The following is a 17745-nucleotide window of genomic DNA, read 5'->3' on the forward strand; positions in this document are numbered from 1 at the left end:
CTGTGTCCTTTATCGGCAAGGATACGTTGCCTACTTGGGCTCGTAAACGAGAGTCAGCATGGAAGTCAGACCTTCGTTATTAAAACCGCGTGCGGTTTCATAATTGCGGTCGAACAGGTTTTTAAGGCTCAGTTGTACCCAAACGCTGGAAGTGAACTGATAGCTGCCGCGCAGATCCACCAGTGCAAAACCGGAAAGATCCTGATTGTTGGCCGCATCTTCATAGCTGCGTCCTTGCGCACGAACCTGAATACCGTAGCTGTAACGTTCCAACTGGCGGTCTGCGCTGATGGTGGCAGAACGACGCGCACGGCGGCGAATATCATTGTCAGTGGCTTTATCGAGTGGGCGCAGTACCGTGAGGTTGGCATTGAGCAACCATTCGTTAACGCGAACGAAAGAGGTCAGTTCAGTGCCGCGAATTTCCGCTTTACTGATCTGATCTGTGGTAAACGTCGCCGGGTTATACTGGATCAGGTTTTCCACATCGTTTTCAAAGGCTGCTAGAGATAGGCCATAGTTGTCCCGGTGATAGCGTACTTCAACTTCTGTGTTTTCAGACTCTTCCGGTACGAAATTGGGGTTGCCGAAGCCGGGGAAGTAGAGCTGGTTAAATGTGGGTGCCTTGAAGCCGGTTCCCTTGGACAGAATCAGGCGGGTGCTTTCAGACAGGTCAACGCCGTAGCTTGCGGTCCAGGTTTTAAAGGCGCCGAACTGCTCGTTGTCTTCGTGGCGTGCGCCTACCGCAAGGTCATGCGCGCCAAAGTCACTTTGCAATTGGGCAAAGCCGGCTTTGTTGATGCGTTCATCTTCTGTGTAGTTGGTGGTGCTGTCGACGAATTCATCATAGTACTCGCCGCCCACAGAGACGATGTGATCGCCTAAGTGAAGGTCGTTCTGCCACAGGGCGCTGTCGCGACGCGTAGTGAAACTTGTGCGCGTGGCGGGGTTCAGGTCATTCAGGTTGAGGCTGTCATCTTTGGATTTGCCAAGGCGCAGGGTGCTTACCCAGTTCTCGAGCAATTGAAGATTGGCTTCAGCGCTTACGCTTTCTATAACGGAATGACTATAGAGGAGGGCGTTGGGTGAAAACGCGCTGTCGTATTCATTTTCAGATTCGGTGCGTTGATAGCTCAATCCAAGGTCCGCAATGCCGACTTTGGCGCCGCTGCGCAGGCTGAGCCCGCTGGTGCGATAGGCATCGTCATCACCGTTAAGGCCGGCATCACTTTCAAGGTTATCGATGCCCTGAGTATCAAAGTGCGTCACCATCAGATTGGCGTAGGCAGCATCGTCGCCAGCCGACAAGCCCACCACAGCTTTGCTGGTGTTTTTGTTGCCATAACCTGCTTTGATCAGCGGCGAAATACCGCCGTTCAGGCTGCCTTTGCGGGTAAAGATCTGGATAACACCGCCGATGGCATCGCTGCCATACAGGCTGGAGCGTGGGCCGCGTACGATTTCAATACGCTCGATTTGCTCGGGCTCAAGCATCGACAGGTTGGTTGTGCCCAGCGTGGCACTGCCTACGCGCTGTCCGTCGATCAGGACCAGGGTGTGGCTTGAGGCATTGCCGCGGACAAGTACACTACTGGCTGCGCCAGCGCCGCCGTTGCGGGTAATGGTGACGGAGGTCGTGGTGCTCAGCAGCTCCAGCACATCGCGAGCCTGGCTGCGCTCGATTTCTTCGCGGTCAATCACGGTGACCGGTGCCAGTGTGGTATCGATGGTCTGTTGGGTGCGGGTTGCGGTGACGATCGTTGTTTCAATAGGGTTGGCTTGGGCGGTAGCGCATGCCAGTGCCAGTGTGGCCAGAGTCAGCTTTTTCATGGATTTCCCCAAAGCATTGTAGTTAACGCAATGAGGGAGGGGTGGGGTGATATACAGGTATATGACCCGATGAAGCCCTCCGCGTCATCGATGTATCTGCAAGGGCCGGTTCCGGGCTCTCAAATGACTTTCACAAAAAGACTTTGATTACCGTTGCGGGGGCAGCGCTGGACTGAGTTCTTGCTGAACTGTCACCAGACTTCCCGTTTAACCCACGCCAGCACTGATTTGCAATCAGGCCAGTGGGCACCCTAGGCAGGTGCGCGCACTCTACTGGCTGCCAGGGCGGGTGTCAATTTTAGCGAGTTGCGGGGTGGAGCTGGCGAATGTCCTGGTAGAGGGTTTGATTGACGGGAATGTCGATGCCAGCGTCGGCCGCGATACCGCACACATAGCCGGTAATCGCCTCGATCTCCGTGGCGCGACCCGCTTCAACGTCCTGCAACATGGACGATCGGTTCGCAGCCGTTTTGCAGGCAACCTCGGTTACGGTATCGAGCAGGTTTTCAACCCACGATTCGCGCCCCAGTGCGACACTGAGTTGAAAAAACTCCTCGCACACCTGTTGCAGATCGCGGTAGGCAGCCGGGTTTGAAAGTAGCTCACCGTTGCGGCAACGGTAGCGCACAGTGAGCGGGTTAATGGCGCAGTTGATGGCGAGTTTCTGCCACAAGGCTTCGGTAATGTCGCTGCAAGCGTTGACCGGAAAGCCCGGGCAACTCAGGCTTTCGGCAAGAGTCTCTGCTTGCCGAAAGTTGCCCGTCAGTGATCCGATCAGTGTGTCACCGCGACCGGCGGGGGTGATGGTAAACGGGGCGCTGCGATGGGCGCCATTGGTAGTGGTGCCGCTGAATAGTTGCCACTGAGGGTATTGTTTTTGAAGCTGTTCGGCTACACCCATACCGTTTTGCACCACGACCACGGTAGCATTGGGGGCAAGGTGGGGAGCAATGTCACTGAGCGCTGATAACGTCTGGTGAGATTTGCAACAAACCAGCAGGCGCGAGATCGGATGATCGATGGTTTCGGCACTGACGGCGGGCAGACAAAATTTACCTTCGCCGCTCAGGGTGAGACCTTCGTAGCGGCCAAGCGCCTCGGGTCGCAGTAGCAGCGTCGGTGTTTTACCCGCCTGATGCAGCCGGATTCCCCACAACGCACCGATGCTGCCGGCGCCGAGTATTAGCCATGGATCAGACATGGATGCGGGAATTTTCCGGGCGCGCGACAGGTGCTACCATGCGCACTCGCCAAGATTTGTGGGAATAAAACATGCCGTCCTTTGATATCGTATCCGAAGTGGATTTGCACCAGTTTACCAATGCGGTAGATCAGGCGCAGCGAATTGTTGATAACCGATTCGACTTTAAAGGTGTCGACGCTGCCTTTCAGCGCGAGGCACTGGGTGTCACCATGATTGCTGAAGCCGATTTTCAGCTGTCACAGATGGAAGACATGCTCCGCGCTGCTCTGATCAAATGTGAGATTGATCCGTTGGCCATGGACGTCGGCGAGCAGCAGACTGCCGGTAAACAGGTGAAAGTCGCGGTAACTATGAAAAATGGCCTGGAACAGCCGCTCGCAAGGAAAATTGTTAAGCTGGTAAAAGATTCCAAACTGAAGGTGCAGGCCCAGATTCAGGGAGATCAGGTGCGCATTACCGGGAAAAAGCGTGATGACCTGCAGCAGGTCATGGCATTGTTACGAAGTGAAGACCTTGAACAGCCGCTGCAGTTCAACAATTTCCGGGATTAAGTAATCAGGTGCGCCCTCCATGTTTGGACTGAGCCATGCTTGGAGCAACATGGGGGCGACTATATCAGTACTGTGACGCTGGCGTGGTAAACACCATGCCTTCCATCTCTGCGGTCACGGTGATCTGGCAGCTCAACCGGCTGGTTTCCTGCGGCTCGCTTGCCGCATCAAGCATTTCCCGTTCAGTTGGGCTTGCCTGAGGCACCTCGTTAAAGCGCGCGTCTTCAATGTATACATGGCAAGTAGCGCAACTGCACATACCGCCACATTCGGCCAGTATGCCATCGATGCCGGCGTTCATCGCTGCCTGCATTACCGTATCGCCAATCTCGGCCTCCACATCGAATTGATTGCCATTGGCATCGCGAAAAATCAGTAGTGGCACAATCGCTCCTCGAGTTCTCTATTGTTTTGTGGTGGTCTGTTGCAGACCGGTTGCGCACTGCGCAAGTTTCCTAGCGGGGGCTTGCGGCTTGGGGGCTGAGTGTACATTATTGTCTGCTCGATAATCAGATCAATAAGCTGGAGAAGATAATGAGTGACGCTGTAATGACGGAAATTGCCGATGGCGTAATGACCATTACGATCAATCGCCCCAAGGCAAAAAATGCGATCAATCTGGAGGTGGCCAAAGGCGTGGCGGCAGCCATGGATGAGCTGGACAGCAATGACAGTATTCAAGTCGCAATTCTGACGGGTGCCGAAGGTACTTTCTGTTCTGGTATGGATCTCAAAGCCTTTGTCAGTGGCGAAATGCCGTTTATCGAAGGTAAGGGCTTTGCCGGTCTGGTGGAATCGTTACCCAAGAAACCATTAATCGCCGCTGTTGAGGGTTTCGCGCTGGCTGGTGGTTTTGAAATCATGCTGTCCTGCGACCTGGTTGTGACTGCCAGCAATGCCCGTTTCGGCATTCCGGAAGCCAAGCGCGGTTTAGTGGCTGCAGCGGGCGGTTTGATGCGACTGCCGCGCCAAATTCCACCGCGTATCGCCATGGAGCTGGCGTTGACCGGTGACTTTATCGACGCTGAAAGGGCCTACGAGTTAGGGCTCATCAACCGAGTAGTGGAGCCTGGAACGGCACTTGAGGGCGCCAAAGCGTTGGCCCAAGCCATTGCGGCCAACGGTCCGTTGGCGGTGATCAAATCGAAAGAAGTGATTCTTGCGTCGCAAGACTGGTCGCTGGATGAAATGTTTGGCAATCAGCAGAAGCAGGTAGACGTTATCTTTACCAGCGAAGATGCGATTGAGGGCGCTACCGCATTTGCTGAGAAGCGGGCGCCCAACTGGAAGGGGCGTTAAAAAGTCGCTTTGACAAGATGGCAGCGCGATTACTCGCGCTGCCATCGAAACAGGCGGGCGGCCAGTAATAAGCATAGCGCCGTTGTAATCAACAGGGCGGCGAGGTGGTGCGCTATCGCGGCCAAGCCTGCACCCTCAATCATGACAGCCCGCGCCGCTTTCACAACGTGAGTCAGCGGCATCAGATTGGCGAAGCCTTGCATCCATCCGGGCGCATTTTCCAGGCTGAACCATATCTCTGAGAAAAACATCATTGGCCAGGTCAGGGTGTTGAGCAAACCTCCGGCGAGTTCTTCGCTGGCGGTACGCGAGGCAATCACCAGCCCCAGTGCCAGCAGCGACAGCGACCCTGCCAGAACAATCAGCAATAGCAGGCTGTAACTGCCGAGCATCAGTAAATTGAGAAAATAGTCGCAGCCAATAAAGATCAGGCTGTTGACCACCACCACAATCATCAATCGAGATGCCATCTGCGCAACAATAAATTGCAGGGCACTTACCGGTGTTGCCTGAAACCGCTTGAGCACGCCGTTTTGACGGTAGCGCACGATCACATATCCAATGCCAAACAGCGCAGCGAACATCATGTTCATGGCGAGCACCCCGGGCATTACCCAGTCGACATAGCGTACGGCTTGCCCGGTTAACTGCTCTTCCGCCAGCTGTTTGTTGCTGTCGAGGGACAGCAATAGCTGGCGTGCCGCCAGTCCAGCGGATGATTCGGGATTCACCCAGTAGCGCAGGCCGTCAAACTCACGCTCCACCAACAGATCAATTTGGTGATGCTGTATCTGTTCCAGCGCCCGTGGCTTACTCTGATACTCGGTGGCTTCGACATAGGGCTGTTGGGCCAGCGACAGATCTTGGTAGTTGTCGGCGGTGCCGACGATGCCCAGACGCAGCACTGTCTGATCCGGGTTGGAAAAAGCCAGTGCGCAGCCAACAATAATCAGCAAGGGGAAGATGAATGCCCAGGAAAGCGCCGCCTTGTCCCGATAGAATTCCATATTGCGCGCTTTGAACAGCGCCCAGAACTTGTCCATGCCTTATTCCCGCAGTGCGTGGCCAGTGAGTTTGATAAAGAGATCTTCCAGCGTCGGATTGTGTACTCGCAGGCTGGAGAGGTCAGCATTGCAGGCCATGAGCTCCTGCAGGGTTTTTTCGACACTCAGGGTGTCGATGGTTATTGCTCCGGGTGCTCGGTTGACCTCGCCGGTGATGCCGGCGGTATCCAGCGCCACGTCGGTGTTCAGACTCACCTGCCTGTGCGGTAAATGTTTTTGCAGCAGTGACTGGGGGGAACCCTGATCAATAATGGTTCCATGGTCGATAATGATCAGATCGTCGCACAGCGATTCTGCTTCATCCATGTAGTGGGTAGTGAGAATAACTGTTTTACCCTGTTTTTTTATTCGGTCGATCAGATACCAGAAGCGTCTTCGCGATTGCGGATCCAGACCGGTGGTCGGTTCGTCGAGAAATACAATCTCCGGATCATTGATGAGCGCCAACGCCAGCAGCAAGCGCTGCTTCTGGCCACCTGAGAGCCGGTTGGCCTCGTTATCGAGAAACTCGCCCAGGTCGCACAGTGTCACCAGCTCGTCTATTGGCAGGGTTTTGCTGTAGAAGCTGTGGAACAGTGCCAGTACTTCGCGTACCTGCAAGAAATCCGGCAGCGCGGTGGACTGGAACTGAATGCCACACTGTTGCGCGAAATCGGTACCGCGCGGCGCGCCTTTATACAGTATCTCGCCGCCGGTGGGCTGTTTAATGCCCTCGATCATTTCGATGGTGGTGGATTTTCCGGCGCCATTGGGGCCAAGCAATCCAAAGCAAATTCCTGCTGGAATGGAAAAGGAGATGCCTTTTACTGCCTGTACAAGGCGGTAGTGCTTGGTCAAATTGCGAACTTCGAGAATTGGCGTCATGAGTTCCTGGGCGTACAGTTCTCGCGAAAAGAAGCGGCGCAGTATAGCATGTCCCTTTTAGCCTCTCGTCTTACAAATAAATCATGCAAAAAACCACAGTGGGTTGGTTGGAAGCCGCCCGGATATACGCTCATCCGCGGGTGTTGGCCATGTTCTTTCTTGGCTTCAGCGCGGGCTTGCCTTTTCTGTTGGTGTTCTCAACGCTGTCCGCCTGGCTGACCGATGCCGGTGTGGCGCGCAGCGCCATTGGTTTTTTTGGCTGGGTAGGGATCACCTATTCCATTAAGGTGCTGTGGGCCCCGGTGGTGGACCGTCTGGTGTTGCCGGGCATCGGTCGGTCACTTGGGCAGCGCCGCAGCTGGATACTTCTTGGGCAAATTGGCATCGCCCTGGGGCTGGCGGGGATGGCCTTTGTTGATCCGGCGGTTAACCTGATGGCCGTGGCATTGCTGGCACTGCTGGTGGCTTTTTCGTCCTCCACGCAGGATGTCGCGATTGACGCTTACCGGATTGAAGCCGTGATCACGGACTATCAAGGAGCCATGTCGGCAAGTTATGTGTTTGGCTACAAGGTTGCGCTGCTGGTTGCTGGTGCTGGTGCGCTGTTTATCGCCGACCTGACAAACTGGACCTTGGCCTACCTAAGCATGGCGGCGCTGGTGGGGGTGGGGGTGATCACGGTGTTGCTGGTGGCTGAGCCCGAGCGGGAGCTGCCTTCGCCGATTTTCGGCAGGCATGGCGGTCGGCTCAGAGATCTTCAGGTCTGGTTTGCTGACGCGATTGTCAGTCCGTTTACGGATTTCTTCAGTCGCAACGGCTCTTTTGCGCTTGTGATCTTGTTGTTTATTGCTGTGTTTCGCCTCAGCGATATCACGATGGGCATTATGGCTAACCCGTTTTATCTCGATTTGGGGTTCAGTAAATCCGAGATCGCGTCGGTGGCCAAAGTTTTTGGCTTTTTCATGAGTGTCGCCGGTTCTTTTTTGTGCGGGGTTCTGGTGGTGCGCTGGGGGGTATATCGACCCTTGATGCTGGGGGCGGTGATGGTGGCGTCGACCAACATCCTGTTTGCGGTTATGGCATACGTGGGGCCGGATATTCGCGCATTGATGGTGGTGATCAGTGCCGATAATATCAGTGGCGGTATTGCCGCAACCGCTTTTGTGGCTTACTTGTCTGGTTTGACCAATAGAGCGTATACCGCGACTCAGTATGCGCTGTTCAGCTCGCTGATGACCCTGCCGGGGAAATTTTTCAGTGGCTTCTCCGGCTTGATAGTTGATGCCGGTGGTTACCCGAGTTTTTTCCTGATTGCGGCGGCGGTGGGCATTCCCGCTATTATACTGGTGCCGGTGCTGGCGCGCCGAGAAGCGCGCGGCGCACTTCCATAGCCGGTTGTACTCAAGCGGCCTGTCGTAGGCGTCCGGGTTTGATTGGCGTGCGTGGCTCTGGTTTGGCGCCGCGCTGCAGCACGTCGAGAATACTTTGCCGCAGCTGTTTGTCTCCGCCCGGAATGCCCTGGTTTCCGAACAGGCGATTGAATTCCAGTACGTATGGGTGTGCGCCGACCATCGCAATATCGAAACCCGCGTGGTTTATAGTGAGCGACCGTGCCAGATGCAGCGCCAGTTCGATAGCCTGTTCGGGTACCGGGCTGTAGTCCGGCTTGCCGCCCTTGGCAAGATTGTTATAGAAACCTCGCGGCGCCTGCTTGCGCCAGTAGGCGGCCACTACGCTCTCTCCCACAATCACAACCCGGATATCCCGGTCGATGGGCAGGTATTCTTGGGCGTACAGGGTATCTGTTTTACCGAGATAGGCACGCCAGTCGGCGGCATTTTCAATCAGCCAGACGCCTTCGCCCATCGCAGCCTTTGGCTGTTTGGCGACAAAGGGCAGATGCATTTCTGCCCACAGTCGCTGCGCGTTCTCAGGTGTGTTGGCAGCAATCAAGGTATGCGGTGTGTGTGCCGGCGCCACCAGTTCAAAGGCGCGGGTCATTTCCACCTTATTGTGTCCCAAGCGGTAGCTAGCTTCACTGGGAAAGACTCTGGTGTTCAGGCCGTACAGTAACGAGTTCAATTGCCAGTACGGTGGAAAAAGCACCCATTCGGCAGCGGCGATTTCCTGTTTGTGGCGGAACAGATGGTCTGCTTTGAGATTAAGGGTGTCGGGGAAACCCAAAGTGCGAAAGACGTCGAAAGAAACCCATGCCATACACGGTGATAGCCAAAAAAAAGATCGCGCTTTTTATGCCAGAGTTGAATTTTCGTCAAGCACTATTTACTACGCGGCAATCGCGCCAGCGCAGCCGGCCATCTGGTAAAGCGCTTCCTTCGGCAAGTAGGTACTGCAGTTGCCGCCGGTAGCCGGGGCTATCTGGCGGGAAGCTGATTTTCCCCGAAGCGCTGACCACCCGATACCAGGGCAGTTTGCTATCGGGTGGCAGCTGGCTGAGGATGCGACCAACGCGTCGGGCTTGTTTCGGGAGCCCCGCCAGCACCGCGACTTGGCCGTAGCTGGCGAGTTGTCCGTGTGGAATGCTGGCCACCACCCGGTAAACCGCTTCCTGCGGTGTTTCACCAATAGGCGTTGCTGCTTTTGCCGGTGGTTTGTTCAAGCCAGTTTTCATCGGATTCTTCCGTAATACCTTCAAACAGGAAGGTGGACATATAACGCTCACCGGTGTCGGGCAGCATGGCCAGTAAGACGGAACCTTTTTCGGCGGTCTGCGCTACTTTGAGGGCAGCGGCTACAGTGCCTCCGGCAGAGATGCCGCAGAAGATCCCTTCCTGCTGCGACAGTTTGCGCGCTGTGTCGCGCGCTTCCACATCGGTCACGGGCAGTATGTGATCAGCGACGGATTTATCCAGCACCTTCGGCAGGAAATCGGGTGTCCAGCCCTGAATCATGTGCGGTGCCCAGTCTTTGCCGCCCATCAGCTGCGCACCCTCAGGTTCAGTGGCGATAATTTTCAGGTCTGGCCGCGCCAGTTTCAGCATTTGTCCGGCGCCGGTCATGGTGCCGCCTGTACCCCAGCCGGTAACCCAGTAGTCCAGCCGTTTGCCTGCAAAGTCGCGCAAAATTTCCGGTCCGGTGGTGTTGCGGTGATACGCCGGATTGGCTTCATTCTCAAATTGGCTGGCCCAGAACCAGCCGTTGTCTTCAGCCAGTTTCTTGGCCAGCTCTACCATGCCGGTGCCGCGCTTTTCTTTGGGGGTCAGAATCACCTTTGCGCCCAGTGCCTTCATGATTTTGCGGCGCTCAACGGAAAAGGTTTCCACCATAGTGGCTACAAAGGGGTAGCCCTTGGCGGCGCACACCATGGCCAGTGCAATGCCGGTGTTACCGGAGGTGGCTTCGACCACTGTCTGTCCGGGCTTTAGAACGCCGCGCTTTTCGGCATCTTCGATAATGCCGATGGCGAGTCGGTCTTTGACGGAGGCCAGTGGGTTGAAAAACTCACACTTCACATACATCGTCACGTGATCGGGGGCGATGCGGTTCAGTTTGACGACCGGGGTATGACCGATAGTGTCGAGAATGGAATCGTAAATCATGGGCGTGTCCCCGCGGCAGTGTTGAAATGACAAAAGACTACGCCTTTATTGCGCGGATTTCGACAGGCACTCTGCTATTGTGTTGAATGTGCTGGATCTGCTGTAAGTTGCGAACTGACACTGAGTCCAATGATTCATACCAAATTTAATACAACGCCATACCGGGACGCATTGCTGGTGGAGGCGCGGGGGCTTGAGTGGCTGCGGCGGTTTCTGCCAGAAGAGAAAGTATCTGTGCCCGAGGTAGTGAGTGTGGATGAGCGGCAGTTGCAGCTCACAGAGATTCGGCCCACGGTGAACTGTAGCAGTGAGCTTGCGATCGCGCTGGCTGAGGGCTTGGCGGCGATGCACCGTGTGCCTCAGCCCTATTTTGGCTTTTCAGAGAATAACTACATTGGCCTAAACCCTCAGTGTAATGAGCGGTACGAAGACTGGGGGAGTTTCTTTGTGGAGCAGCGATTGCTGGCCCAGGTTAAGATGATCCGAGCTGATGCGGTTCGCGGTGCTTATAATGCACGTCTGGCTGCTGTGCGTGCCGTACTGGTCGAGTATCTGAATGCTCAGTGCAGGCAGGCCAGTCTGGTCCACGGCGACCTATGGTCGGGCAATATGCTGTGTGACACGCAGCGGGTGTGGCTGATCGATCCGGCGGTTTACTTTGCTGATCGGGAGGTGGATGTCGCCATGACCGAGATGTTTGGCGGTTTTCCGAAAGCTTTTTATCGGGCTTACGATCAGGCTTTGCCGCTTAGTCAGGAGTATCCTCGCAAGCGAGTGATATACAATCTCTACCATGCATTGAATCATTACAACCTGTTTGGCGATGGTTACCTGTCCAGCTGCGAACAGGGCTTTGCCGTTTTGGAAAATCTCTGACAACACGACCGCAAGGAGCAACGATGGCGTTAACTCTGGATATCAGCAATAGCACTGCTCTGCTAACGCTTGCAGAGGAGGGTAAGTTTAACCCCGAGAGTCTGGCCGCGTTTAACGCGGCGCTTGATCGCACGATCGACGACGAGTCGGTGACGTTACTGCTAATTACTGGGCGCGATAAAAATTTTTCCCAGGGGCTGGATCTCGACTATCTGGGCAGCGCCGAACCGGAAGAGGCAATTGCTTTCGTCAAAGCGTGCATGCACATGATTGCGCGCCTGCTGCAATTTCCGGTGCCAGTTGTGTCTGCCATTAACGGACATGCGTTTGGGCTGGGGTTTATGATTGCCATCGCCAGCGACTACAGCGTAATGCGGGCAGACAAGGGCTTTATGTGTTTGCCGGAGATTGATCTTGGCATGACGCTGGAATCAGGTATGAATGCGCTGGTCACAGGTAAGTTACAGGGGCGGTTGTTGCGCGATGCTCTATTGACCGGCAAGCGATTCGGCGGAGAAGAGGCGAAGCAGGCCGGAGTGGTCGATGCGACCACCACCATCGATCAGTTGCTGGCGCGCGCCGAAGAGCTGGCCCAGCCGATGCGCGGCAAGGATCGGAGAGCCCTCACGGGTCTGAAAGCCGATATTCATCGGCCAATCCTCAATGTGATAGCCGCCGGTTAAGGGGATTTTCCCGGCCGGTCTTGCTATTGGCGACCGGCCTTGGCAAGGTGGCGATTCGATTCTCTTGATGTTCGTCCATGCGATTTCTGTTTCTGATATTTATTACTGTTCCCATTCTGGAAATGTGGCTGCTGATCGAAGTTGGCAGCCGTATTGGCGCTTTGCCCACCATTGCATTGGTGGCGCTAACGGCGTTCATTGGGCTTAACTTGTTGCGCCAGCAGGGGGTTAGTACCCTTACTCGGGCTCAATCACGGCTCAACGCCGGTGAAGTGCCTGCCACAGAGATTCTTGAAGGCCTGTTTCTTGCGGTGGGCGGCGCACTGCTGCTCACCCCAGGCTTTTTCACCGATGCGGTGGGCTTTTGCTGTCTGCTGAGGCCGATCCGTCGCCACATTATCAACCGTATGCTCCAGTCTGGTCTGGTGCGTGCCAGTGCCGGATTTCAGACCGGTGGGGCCGCCTTCGGGGAGGGTCCATCGGGTGCTGGGGAGTCTCGTGAGCCGCGAACCCAGGTCGATCGGGATGGCCACGTCACGATTGATGGCGATTACAAGCGCGAAGAATAAGCCGCCCAGGTAAAAGAAACTAAAAAAAATTCAATCAGGCCCTTGAAAGCCCCCAATCCGCCCCCATTTACCTTAGCGCAGGTAGCTCCCGTCCCAATTTTTAACTCTTGACTCGGGGGGCTTGCAACCTATTATTAGCACTCTCGATGGGGGAGTGCTAAATCGGCGCCGCCGCAGGCCAAACGCAGGCGTCGCCGAACACAACCTAAATTTAACAGTAATACCTTGATTTAAAGGGAGATTTGGCAAATGAAAATTCGTCCGTTATACGATCGCGTTGTCGTTCGTCGCAAGGAAGAAGAAGAGACTTCGGCTGGCGGTATCGTGCTGCCGGGCTCCGCGAAAGAAAAGCCTAACCAGGGCGAAGTAGTCGCGGTAGGCGAAGGCAAGCTGCTGGAAAACGGCGAACTGCGTCCTGTTGGCGTGAAAGCGGGCGACCAGGTGATCTTCGGTCAGTACTCTGGCAGCACCGTGAAAGTCGACGGCGAAGAGCTGATCATCCTGAACGAGTCCGAGATTTTCGGCATCGTTGAGTGAGCGTGGCTGAGTAAGCCTCAAACCGAACTAACGTAACGTAAAAGGATTAAGAAAATGGCTGCAAAAGACGTCAAATTCGGAGATAGCGCCCGCCAGAAAATGCTGAAAGGCGTAAACACCCTGGCCGACGCGGTAAAAGTAACTCTGGGCCCTAAAGGCCGCAACGTGGTACTGGACAAGTCTTTCGGTGCGCCTACCGTGACTAAAGACGGTGTTTCCGTTGCCAAAGAAATCGAGCTGAAAGACAAGCTGGAAAACATGGGCGCGCAGATGGTGAAGGAAGTCGCTTCCAAAGCCTCTGACGAAGCCGGTGACGGTACTACCACCGCAACGGTTCTGGCTCAGTCCATCCTGAACGAAGGTCTGAAGTCTGTTGCCGCAGGCATGAACCCGATGGACCTCAAGCGCGGCATCGACAAAGCTGTTGCTGCGGCGGTTGAAGAAGTGAAGAAAATGTCTATTCCTTGCGCCGACAACAAGGCGATTGCTCAGGTTGGCACCATCTCTGCCAACAGCGACGAGCAAGTGGGTAGCATCATTGCTGAAGCCATGGAAAAAGTGGGCAAGGAAGGCGTTATCACCGTTGAGGAAGGCCAAAGCCTGCACAACGAGCTGGACGTGGTTGAAGGTATGCAGTTTGACCGCGGTTACCTGTCTCCCTACTTCGTAACCAACACTGACAACATGTCGGCCGAGCTGGATAACCCCTTCATCCTGCTGGTTGATAAGAAAATCTCCAACATCCGCGAAATGCTGCCGCTGCTGGAGCAAGTTGCCAAAGCCAGCCGTCCGCTGGTGATCATCGCTGAAGACGTTGAAGGCGAAGCTCTGGCGACTTTGGTTGTGAACAACATGCGCGGCATCGTGAAAGTAGCTGCCTGTAAGGCTCCAGGCTTCGGCGACCGTCGTAAGGCTATGCTGGAAGATATCGCGGTTCTGACTGGCGGTACTGTGATCTCTGAAGAGATCGGTATGGATCTGGAAAGCACCACACTGGATCACCTGGGTACTGCCAAGCGCGTCGCCATGGACAAAGAGAACACCACTATTGTTGACGGTGCTGGCGATGCCAAAGCCATCGAAGCGCGTGTTGGTGAAGTACGTGTTCAGATTGAAAACACGTCTTCTGACTACGACCGTGAGAAGCTGCAAGAGCGCGTAGCCAAACTGGCTGGCGGTGTTGCTGTTATCAAGGTTGGCGCAGCCACTGAAGTGGAAATGAAAGAGAAGAAAGCCCGCGTTGAAGATGCCCTGCACGCAACCCGCGCAGCGGTAGAAGAAGGCGTGGTACCTGGTGGTGGTGTTGCACTGGTACGTGCGGTTTCCAAAATCACTGGCCTGACTGGCGACAACGAAGACCAGAATGCCGGCATCGCTGCTCTGCTGCGCGCCATGGAAGGTCCTATGCGCCAGATCGTTGCCAACGCAGGTGAAGAAGCCTCTGTGGTACTCGACAAGGTTCGCAATGGCGAAGGTAACTTCGGTTACAACGCTGGCACTGGCGAATACGGCGACATGATGGAAATGGGTATTCTTGACCCGGCTAAAGTAACCCGTACTGCTCTGCAGGCGGCTGGCTCCATCGCAGGTCTCATGATCACTACCGAATGTATGGTAGCTGACTCTCCGGAAGACAACCCTGCCCCGGCAATGCCTGATATGGGCGGCATGGGTGGCATGGGTGGCATGGGCGGCATGATGTAAGCAGCCTGAGCAACGATGTTTCCGAAAGCCCCGCCTAGTGCGGGGCTTTTTTTGTGCTGCGTAAACTCAGTTGCATAGGCTGTCGTTAAGATATCCCATCCCGTCATCTATCCTTGCTCCTGCACTCTTTGAGAGAGGTAGGGTGAGGTAAATGTACGCACGCAGGTGTATACCACCACATCGTGATCGGTGAGATACTCGATTTCCCTTCGACGATTTATGCCCTTTCTTACTGGCCAAGCCATGCAGGCTATTTATGTCGTCCTGCCGGCGAATCATCCCTCGCGATACAAACTTCGTATATCCTTGATATTTCGAATCAAGGGAGCCCGGTGTGAACCTCTACGAGATCAGTAATCTCCAATTGGCAATTGCCTTTATTCCGGCAGTGCTGGCTTTGGCCGTGTTCTATTACTGGACAGTCGGTGCTGGCAATGCATCCTACGCGGTAGGTCGCATGCTGTTGCAGCTTCTCCTAATAGGCTACGCACTGACCTTTATATTTGAAACTGAGCATCCTGGCGTGGTGTTGGCTGTGCTGACTGTGATGCTGGTAGCGGCAGCCTGGATTTCCCTCAACTCGGTAGGGGAGCAGCGCACTGGCTGGCTGGGAAAAGCGGCGCTGGCCATCGGCGTAGTCGGGTTGGCCGTACTGGCACTGGTTACTCAGCTGGTTGTGGCGGTAGACCCCTGGTACGCACCGCAGTATGTGATTCCTCTGGCGGGAATGATATTTGCCAATACCATGAATGCGGTCAGCCTTGCTGCGGAGCGCTATCTGTCGGAGCGCAATGATCAACACGATTACGAATCAGCGCGTCGCAGGGCCTTCAAGGCGGCTATGATACCGGTGGTGAACTCGCTGTTGGCGGTGGGGCTGGTGTCACTGCCGGGAATGATGACCGGACAGATATTGTCGGGCGTATCGCCGCTGATAGCCGCCCGTTATCAGATTGTGGTGATGACTATGCTGTTTGGCGCGGCGGGATTATCCACCGCCTGGTTTTTGGTGATGCTCCGGCCCAAACCTGCCGCCTGAGCTGTGTTAACATCGTTTTTTTGCTTTTACATTCTACGAATAAAATGGATTGCCGATGACTATTCGACCACGTCGCTCCGTGCTGTATATGCCCGGCTCTAACGCCAGAGCTTTGGAGAAAGCACGTACCTTGCCGGCAGATTGCCTGATCTTGGATCTTGAAGATGCGGTTAGCCCAGACCAGAAAACGTTTGCACGTGAGCAGGTATTGGCTGCCGTCAATGCAGGAGGGTACGGCGACCGCGAGCTGGTGGTGCGGGTTAACGGTTTTGATACCGCCTGGGGACGAGATGATATCGTTGCTTTCGCCAATGCCCCTATTGCCGCATTGTGTCTTCCCAAGGTGGATTCCGCCAGCGAGGTTAATGCTGTGGTTCAGCTGCTCAAGCAGGAGGGCTCAACGCTAAAGCTCTGGCTGATGGCGGAAACACCGCGCGGGGTGCTTAATATCGATGAGATATGCGGAGCTAACACCCGCAATGAAGTGGTGGTGTTGGGCACGTCCGATCTGGCTAAGGAATTGCGAGTGCCTCATACACCGGACCGACTCGGCCTGCAGACCTCCCTGCAGCTCTGTGTATTGGCTGCGCGTGCCCATGGGTTGGATATCCTTGATGGCGTATATCTGGACATAAAAGATGATGCGGGTTTTGCCGAGGCCTGCGAGCAGGGAGTCAAGCTGGGTTTTGACGGCAAAACACTGATTCACCCAAGCCAGATTGACGCTGCAAATCAGGCGTTTGCCCCATCAGCGGATGTTGTCGATAGAGCGCGACGCATTATCGATGCCTGGGAGGCGGCAAAGGCAGAGAAAAAGGCAGTAGCGGTGGTGGATGGCAAGCTGGTGGAAGTACTGCATTATGAAGAGGCCAAACGGCATCTGGCGATCAGCGAGGTGATTGCAGCTCGCAGTTGACCCGAAGGTGTAGTCGGAGATGATTGCCAACAACGTTGCGTTATAACAACGAAAAAAGGCGTAACTTTTATCCATCGGCTTTTGGTCGCCTCGGACTGTTTTCAGATTGCCAAAGGGTTGCTACGCATCGGGCGCAGTTGCAGCATGATAGCAGTCTGTGGCTACAAACCGTTTTAGTATCTGCAATGCATCGTCACGTTTTTCAACTACGTCCAGATAGTGGCCTCCGGCAACAACGTCGGAGCGCTTATCCGATTCGTTGGGAACTGAATGGTAGCCGTGAAAAAGTAACTTTCCACGTCCCCCATGTCGCCATCAATCGCGGTGGTGGATTTGATCTTTATTCCGCTGTTACCGTCTCGCCAACGGCTTCGTAGATGGAGGCGTAGACAGTGTCGTAGTCAAACGCGGCGCAGCGTGCGATGCGTTCATCCACCGCGCGGCTTTCCATTTCCCGGCGGGCCGCTTCGATATCATCGGTTTCGATGTCGTAGATGGCTGCATAGGGCCAGGCGTCACTGCCGCGCATATTGCTGGCCATTTTAAAGCGCTGGGCAGAAACAAAGCCGGGGATTGCTACCACCTGCTTCAAGTGGGTGTGTTGGTACCAGTCGTTAAATTCTGCTTCCCGGCCTTCGACCGGGCGGCTCAGTACCAGCATTTTGTAGCGCGGCATAGTACCTCCGGTTTTTATAGTAATCTGCTCGTGAATCGCTTTAGGTGGGAGGGGCCAGGCAGTGTCTTCGCGGGCAAAGTTTGCCGCTCCCTCATCGTTTTCGTGTTCAGTCCTTCTTGCCAAACACCGGCGTGCGCTTTTCTTTCATCGCAGTGACCGCTTCACGATGATCGGCGGTGCGTACTGTCAGCGCTTCATAGGCCAGTCCGGTATCCATCATCGCGTGAGCGATACGTTTGGTTTCCATATTCAGCAAGACTTTGGTTGAACGAATCGCGGTCTGGGCACCGTTTAGCAGTTTCTGGCACAGAGCGTCGACTTTCGCATCGAGTTCGTCTGCCGGAACGGCAGCGTTAATAAGACCGATGTCAGC

The 17745-nt window shown here is 55.1% G+C and carries 20 protein-coding genes and 1 riboswitch; of the genes, 10 read left to right on the forward strand and 10 right to left on the reverse strand.

The window, feature by feature from the left end:
* Positions 1–30: 30 nt before the first annotated feature.
* Together AC222A_RS12505 and AC222A_RS12510 are read right to left on the reverse strand one after the other, a co-directional pair.
* Entirely contained in the window at positions 31–1830 is a 1800-nt protein-coding gene (locus AC222A_RS12505; RefSeq protein WP_486775059.1) for a TonB-dependent receptor domain-containing protein, read from the reverse strand.
* An 86-nt stretch (positions 1831–1916) separates the two neighbouring features.
* Positions 1917–2099, reverse strand: a riboswitch (cobalamin riboswitch).
* Between the two features lie 29 nt (positions 2100–2128).
* Positions 2129–3031, reverse strand: a complete 903-nt coding sequence (locus AC222A_RS12510; protein ID WP_486775060.1) for a ketopantoate reductase family protein — start codon at positions 3029–3031, stop codon at positions 2129–2131.
* A 71-nt stretch (positions 3032–3102) separates the two neighbouring features.
* Here AC222A_RS12510 and AC222A_RS12515 point away from each other — a divergent pair, with 71 nt between their 5' ends.
* Positions 3103–3585, forward strand: a complete 483-nt coding sequence (locus AC222A_RS12515) for a YajQ family cyclic di-GMP-binding protein (protein WP_372748417.1) — start codon at positions 3103–3105, stop codon at positions 3583–3585.
* Positions 3586–3649: 64 nt separating this feature from the next.
* Here AC222A_RS12515 and AC222A_RS12520 read toward each other — a convergent pair whose 3' ends face one another.
* Complete coding sequence (locus AC222A_RS12520; protein ID WP_372748416.1) at positions 3650–3970, reverse strand: 2Fe-2S iron-sulfur cluster-binding protein; 321 nt, start codon at positions 3968–3970, stop codon at positions 3650–3652.
* Between the two features lie 149 nt (positions 3971–4119).
* Here AC222A_RS12520 and AC222A_RS12525 point away from each other — a divergent pair, with 149 nt between their 5' ends.
* Positions 4120–4884 carry a crotonase/enoyl-CoA hydratase family protein gene (locus tag AC222A_RS12525; protein ID WP_372798484.1) on the forward strand — a complete coding sequence of 255 codons (765 nt, stop codon included), beginning with the start codon at positions 4120–4122 and terminating at the stop codon, positions 4882–4884.
* 29 nt (positions 4885–4913) lie between these two features.
* On the opposite strand, the gene AC222A_RS12530 is transcribed toward AC222A_RS12525, so the two are convergent.
* Together AC222A_RS12530 and AC222A_RS12535 are read right to left on the reverse strand one after the other, a co-directional pair.
* Positions 4914–5927 carry an ABC transporter permease gene (locus AC222A_RS12530; RefSeq protein ID WP_372748414.1) on the reverse strand — a complete coding sequence of 338 codons (1014 nt, stop codon included), beginning with the start codon at positions 5925–5927 and terminating at the stop codon, positions 4914–4916.
* A 3-nt stretch (positions 5928–5930) separates the two neighbouring features.
* Positions 5931–6812 (reverse strand): ABC transporter ATP-binding protein, encoded by an 882-nt coding sequence (locus AC222A_RS12535; protein WP_372748413.1) that lies wholly within the window; start codon positions 6810–6812, stop codon positions 5931–5933.
* Between the two features lie 83 nt (positions 6813–6895).
* Here AC222A_RS12535 and AC222A_RS12540 point away from each other — a divergent pair, with 83 nt between their 5' ends.
* On the forward strand, positions 6896–8203 hold the full coding sequence (locus AC222A_RS12540; protein ID WP_372748412.1) for an AmpG family muropeptide MFS transporter: 1308 nt from the start codon (positions 6896–6898) through the stop codon (positions 8201–8203).
* Between the two features lie 10 nt (positions 8204–8213).
* Here AC222A_RS12540 and AC222A_RS12545 read toward each other — a convergent pair whose 3' ends face one another.
* The 3 genes from AC222A_RS12545 to cysK are packed head-to-tail and all read right to left on the reverse strand — an operon-like array spanning position 8214 to position 10372.
* Positions 8214–9029, reverse strand: a complete 816-nt coding sequence (locus AC222A_RS12545; protein WP_372748411.1) for an ATP-grasp domain-containing protein — start codon at positions 9027–9029, stop codon at positions 8214–8216.
* 55 nt (positions 9030–9084) lie between these two features.
* A complete protein-coding gene (locus AC222A_RS12550) occupies positions 9085–9444 on the reverse strand; it encodes an MGMT family protein (RefSeq protein WP_372748410.1) in 360 nt (119 codons plus the stop codon).
* Entirely contained in the window at positions 9392–10372 is a 981-nt protein-coding gene (gene cysK, locus AC222A_RS12555) for a cysteine synthase A (RefSeq protein ID WP_372748409.1), read from the reverse strand. Before cysK ends, AC222A_RS12550 begins: the two co-directional genes overlap by 53 nt.
* A gap of 129 nt (positions 10373–10501) precedes the next feature.
* On the opposite strand from cysK, the gene AC222A_RS12560 reads away from it, so the two are divergent.
* The 7 genes from AC222A_RS12560 to AC222A_RS12590 all read left to right on the forward strand — a co-directional run bounded on the left by AC222A_RS12560 (position 10502) and on the right by AC222A_RS12590 (position 16696).
* On the forward strand, positions 10502–11248 hold the full coding sequence (locus AC222A_RS12560; RefSeq protein WP_372748408.1) for a fructosamine kinase family protein: 747 nt from the start codon (positions 10502–10504) through the stop codon (positions 11246–11248).
* 23 nt (positions 11249–11271) lie between these two features.
* The gene (locus AC222A_RS12565) at positions 11272–11931 is read left to right on the forward strand and encodes an enoyl-CoA hydratase/isomerase family protein (RefSeq protein WP_486775061.1); all 660 of its coding nucleotides are present in this window, start codon (positions 11272–11274) and stop codon (positions 11929–11931) included.
* A 77-nt stretch (positions 11932–12008) separates the two neighbouring features.
* Positions 12009–12500, forward strand: a complete 492-nt coding sequence (locus tag AC222A_RS12570) for an FxsA family protein (protein WP_372748406.1) — start codon at positions 12009–12011, stop codon at positions 12498–12500.
* A gap of 249 nt (positions 12501–12749) precedes the next feature.
* Positions 12750–13037: a co-chaperone GroES gene (locus AC222A_RS12575; protein WP_372759102.1), complete on the forward strand. Its 288-nt coding sequence runs from the start codon at positions 12750–12752 to the stop codon at positions 13035–13037.
* A 54-nt stretch (positions 13038–13091) separates the two neighbouring features.
* A complete protein-coding gene (gene groL / locus AC222A_RS12580) occupies positions 13092–14741 on the forward strand; it encodes a chaperonin GroEL (RefSeq protein ID WP_372759101.1) in 1650 nt (549 codons plus the stop codon).
* A gap of 334 nt (positions 14742–15075) precedes the next feature.
* Complete coding sequence (locus AC222A_RS12585; RefSeq protein WP_372750467.1) at positions 15076–15780, forward strand: ABC transporter permease; 705 nt, start codon at positions 15076–15078, stop codon at positions 15778–15780.
* Positions 15781–15835: 55 nt separating this feature from the next.
* Complete coding sequence (locus tag AC222A_RS12590) at positions 15836–16696, forward strand: HpcH/HpaI aldolase/citrate lyase family protein (RefSeq protein WP_372750466.1); 861 nt, start codon at positions 15836–15838, stop codon at positions 16694–16696.
* A 340-nt stretch (positions 16697–17036) separates the two neighbouring features.
* On the opposite strand, the gene AC222A_RS12595 is transcribed toward AC222A_RS12590, so the two are convergent.
* Positions 17037–17372 carry a hypothetical protein gene (locus AC222A_RS12595; protein ID WP_372765049.1) on the reverse strand — a complete coding sequence of 112 codons (336 nt, stop codon included), beginning with the start codon at positions 17370–17372 and terminating at the stop codon, positions 17037–17039.
* Between the two features lie 106 nt (positions 17373–17478).
* Positions 17479–17745: enoyl-CoA hydratase-related protein (locus tag AC222A_RS12600; RefSeq protein ID WP_486775062.1), on the reverse strand; the 267-nt coding region annotated here is incomplete at its 5' end.

This window comes from Litorivivens sp., from assembly GCF_057445395.1.

Excerpts from the sequence above, each read along its gene's own strand:
- AC222A_RS12530 (WP_372748414.1), bottom strand. The coding sequence starts at position 5,927 with ATGGACAAGTTCTGGGCGCTGTTCAAAGCGCGCAATATGGAATTCTAT.
- AC222A_RS12515 (WP_372748417.1), top strand. The coding sequence starts at position 3,103 with ATGCCGTCCTTTGATATCGTATCCGAAGTGGATTTGCACCAGTTTACC.
- AC222A_RS12570 (WP_372748406.1), top strand. The coding sequence starts at position 12,009 with ATGCGATTTCTGTTTCTGATATTTATTACTGTTCCCATTCTGGAAATG.
- AC222A_RS12545 (WP_372748411.1), bottom strand. The coding sequence starts at position 9,029 with ATGGCATGGGTTTCTTTCGACGTCTTTCGCACTTTGGGTTTCCCCGAC.
- cysK (WP_372748409.1), bottom strand. The coding sequence starts at position 10,372 with ATGATTTACGATTCCATTCTCGACACTATCGGTCATACCCCGGTCGTC.
- AC222A_RS12525 (WP_372798484.1), top strand. The coding sequence starts at position 4,120 with ATGAGTGACGCTGTAATGACGGAAATTGCCGATGGCGTAATGACCATT.
- AC222A_RS12565 (WP_486775061.1), top strand. The coding sequence starts at position 11,272 with ATGGCGTTAACTCTGGATATCAGCAATAGCACTGCTCTGCTAACGCTT.
- AC222A_RS12575 (WP_372759102.1), top strand. The coding sequence starts at position 12,750 with ATGAAAATTCGTCCGTTATACGATCGCGTTGTCGTTCGTCGCAAGGAA.
- AC222A_RS12540 (WP_372748412.1), top strand. The coding sequence starts at position 6,896 with ATGCAAAAAACCACAGTGGGTTGGTTGGAAGCCGCCCGGATATACGCT.
- groL (WP_372759101.1), top strand. The coding sequence starts at position 13,092 with ATGGCTGCAAAAGACGTCAAATTCGGAGATAGCGCCCGCCAGAAAATG.
- AC222A_RS12535 (WP_372748413.1), bottom strand. The coding sequence starts at position 6,812 with ATGACGCCAATTCTCGAAGTTCGCAATTTGACCAAGCACTACCGCCTT.
- AC222A_RS12510 (WP_486775060.1), bottom strand. The coding sequence starts at position 3,031 with ATGTCTGATCCATGGCTAATACTCGGCGCCGGCAGCATCGGTGCGTTG.
- AC222A_RS12590 (WP_372750466.1), top strand. The coding sequence starts at position 15,836 with ATGACTATTCGACCACGTCGCTCCGTGCTGTATATGCCCGGCTCTAAC.
- AC222A_RS12550 (WP_372748410.1), bottom strand. The coding sequence starts at position 9,444 with ATGAAAACTGGCTTGAACAAACCACCGGCAAAAGCAGCAACGCCTATT.
- AC222A_RS12595 (WP_372765049.1), bottom strand. The coding sequence starts at position 17,372 with ATGCCGCGCTACAAAATGCTGGTACTGAGCCGCCCGGTCGAAGGCCGG.
- AC222A_RS12505 (WP_486775059.1), bottom strand. The coding sequence starts at position 1,830 with ATGAAAAAGCTGACTCTGGCCACACTGGCACTGGCATGCGCTACCGCC.
- AC222A_RS12560 (WP_372748408.1), top strand. The coding sequence starts at position 10,502 with ATGATTCATACCAAATTTAATACAACGCCATACCGGGACGCATTGCTG.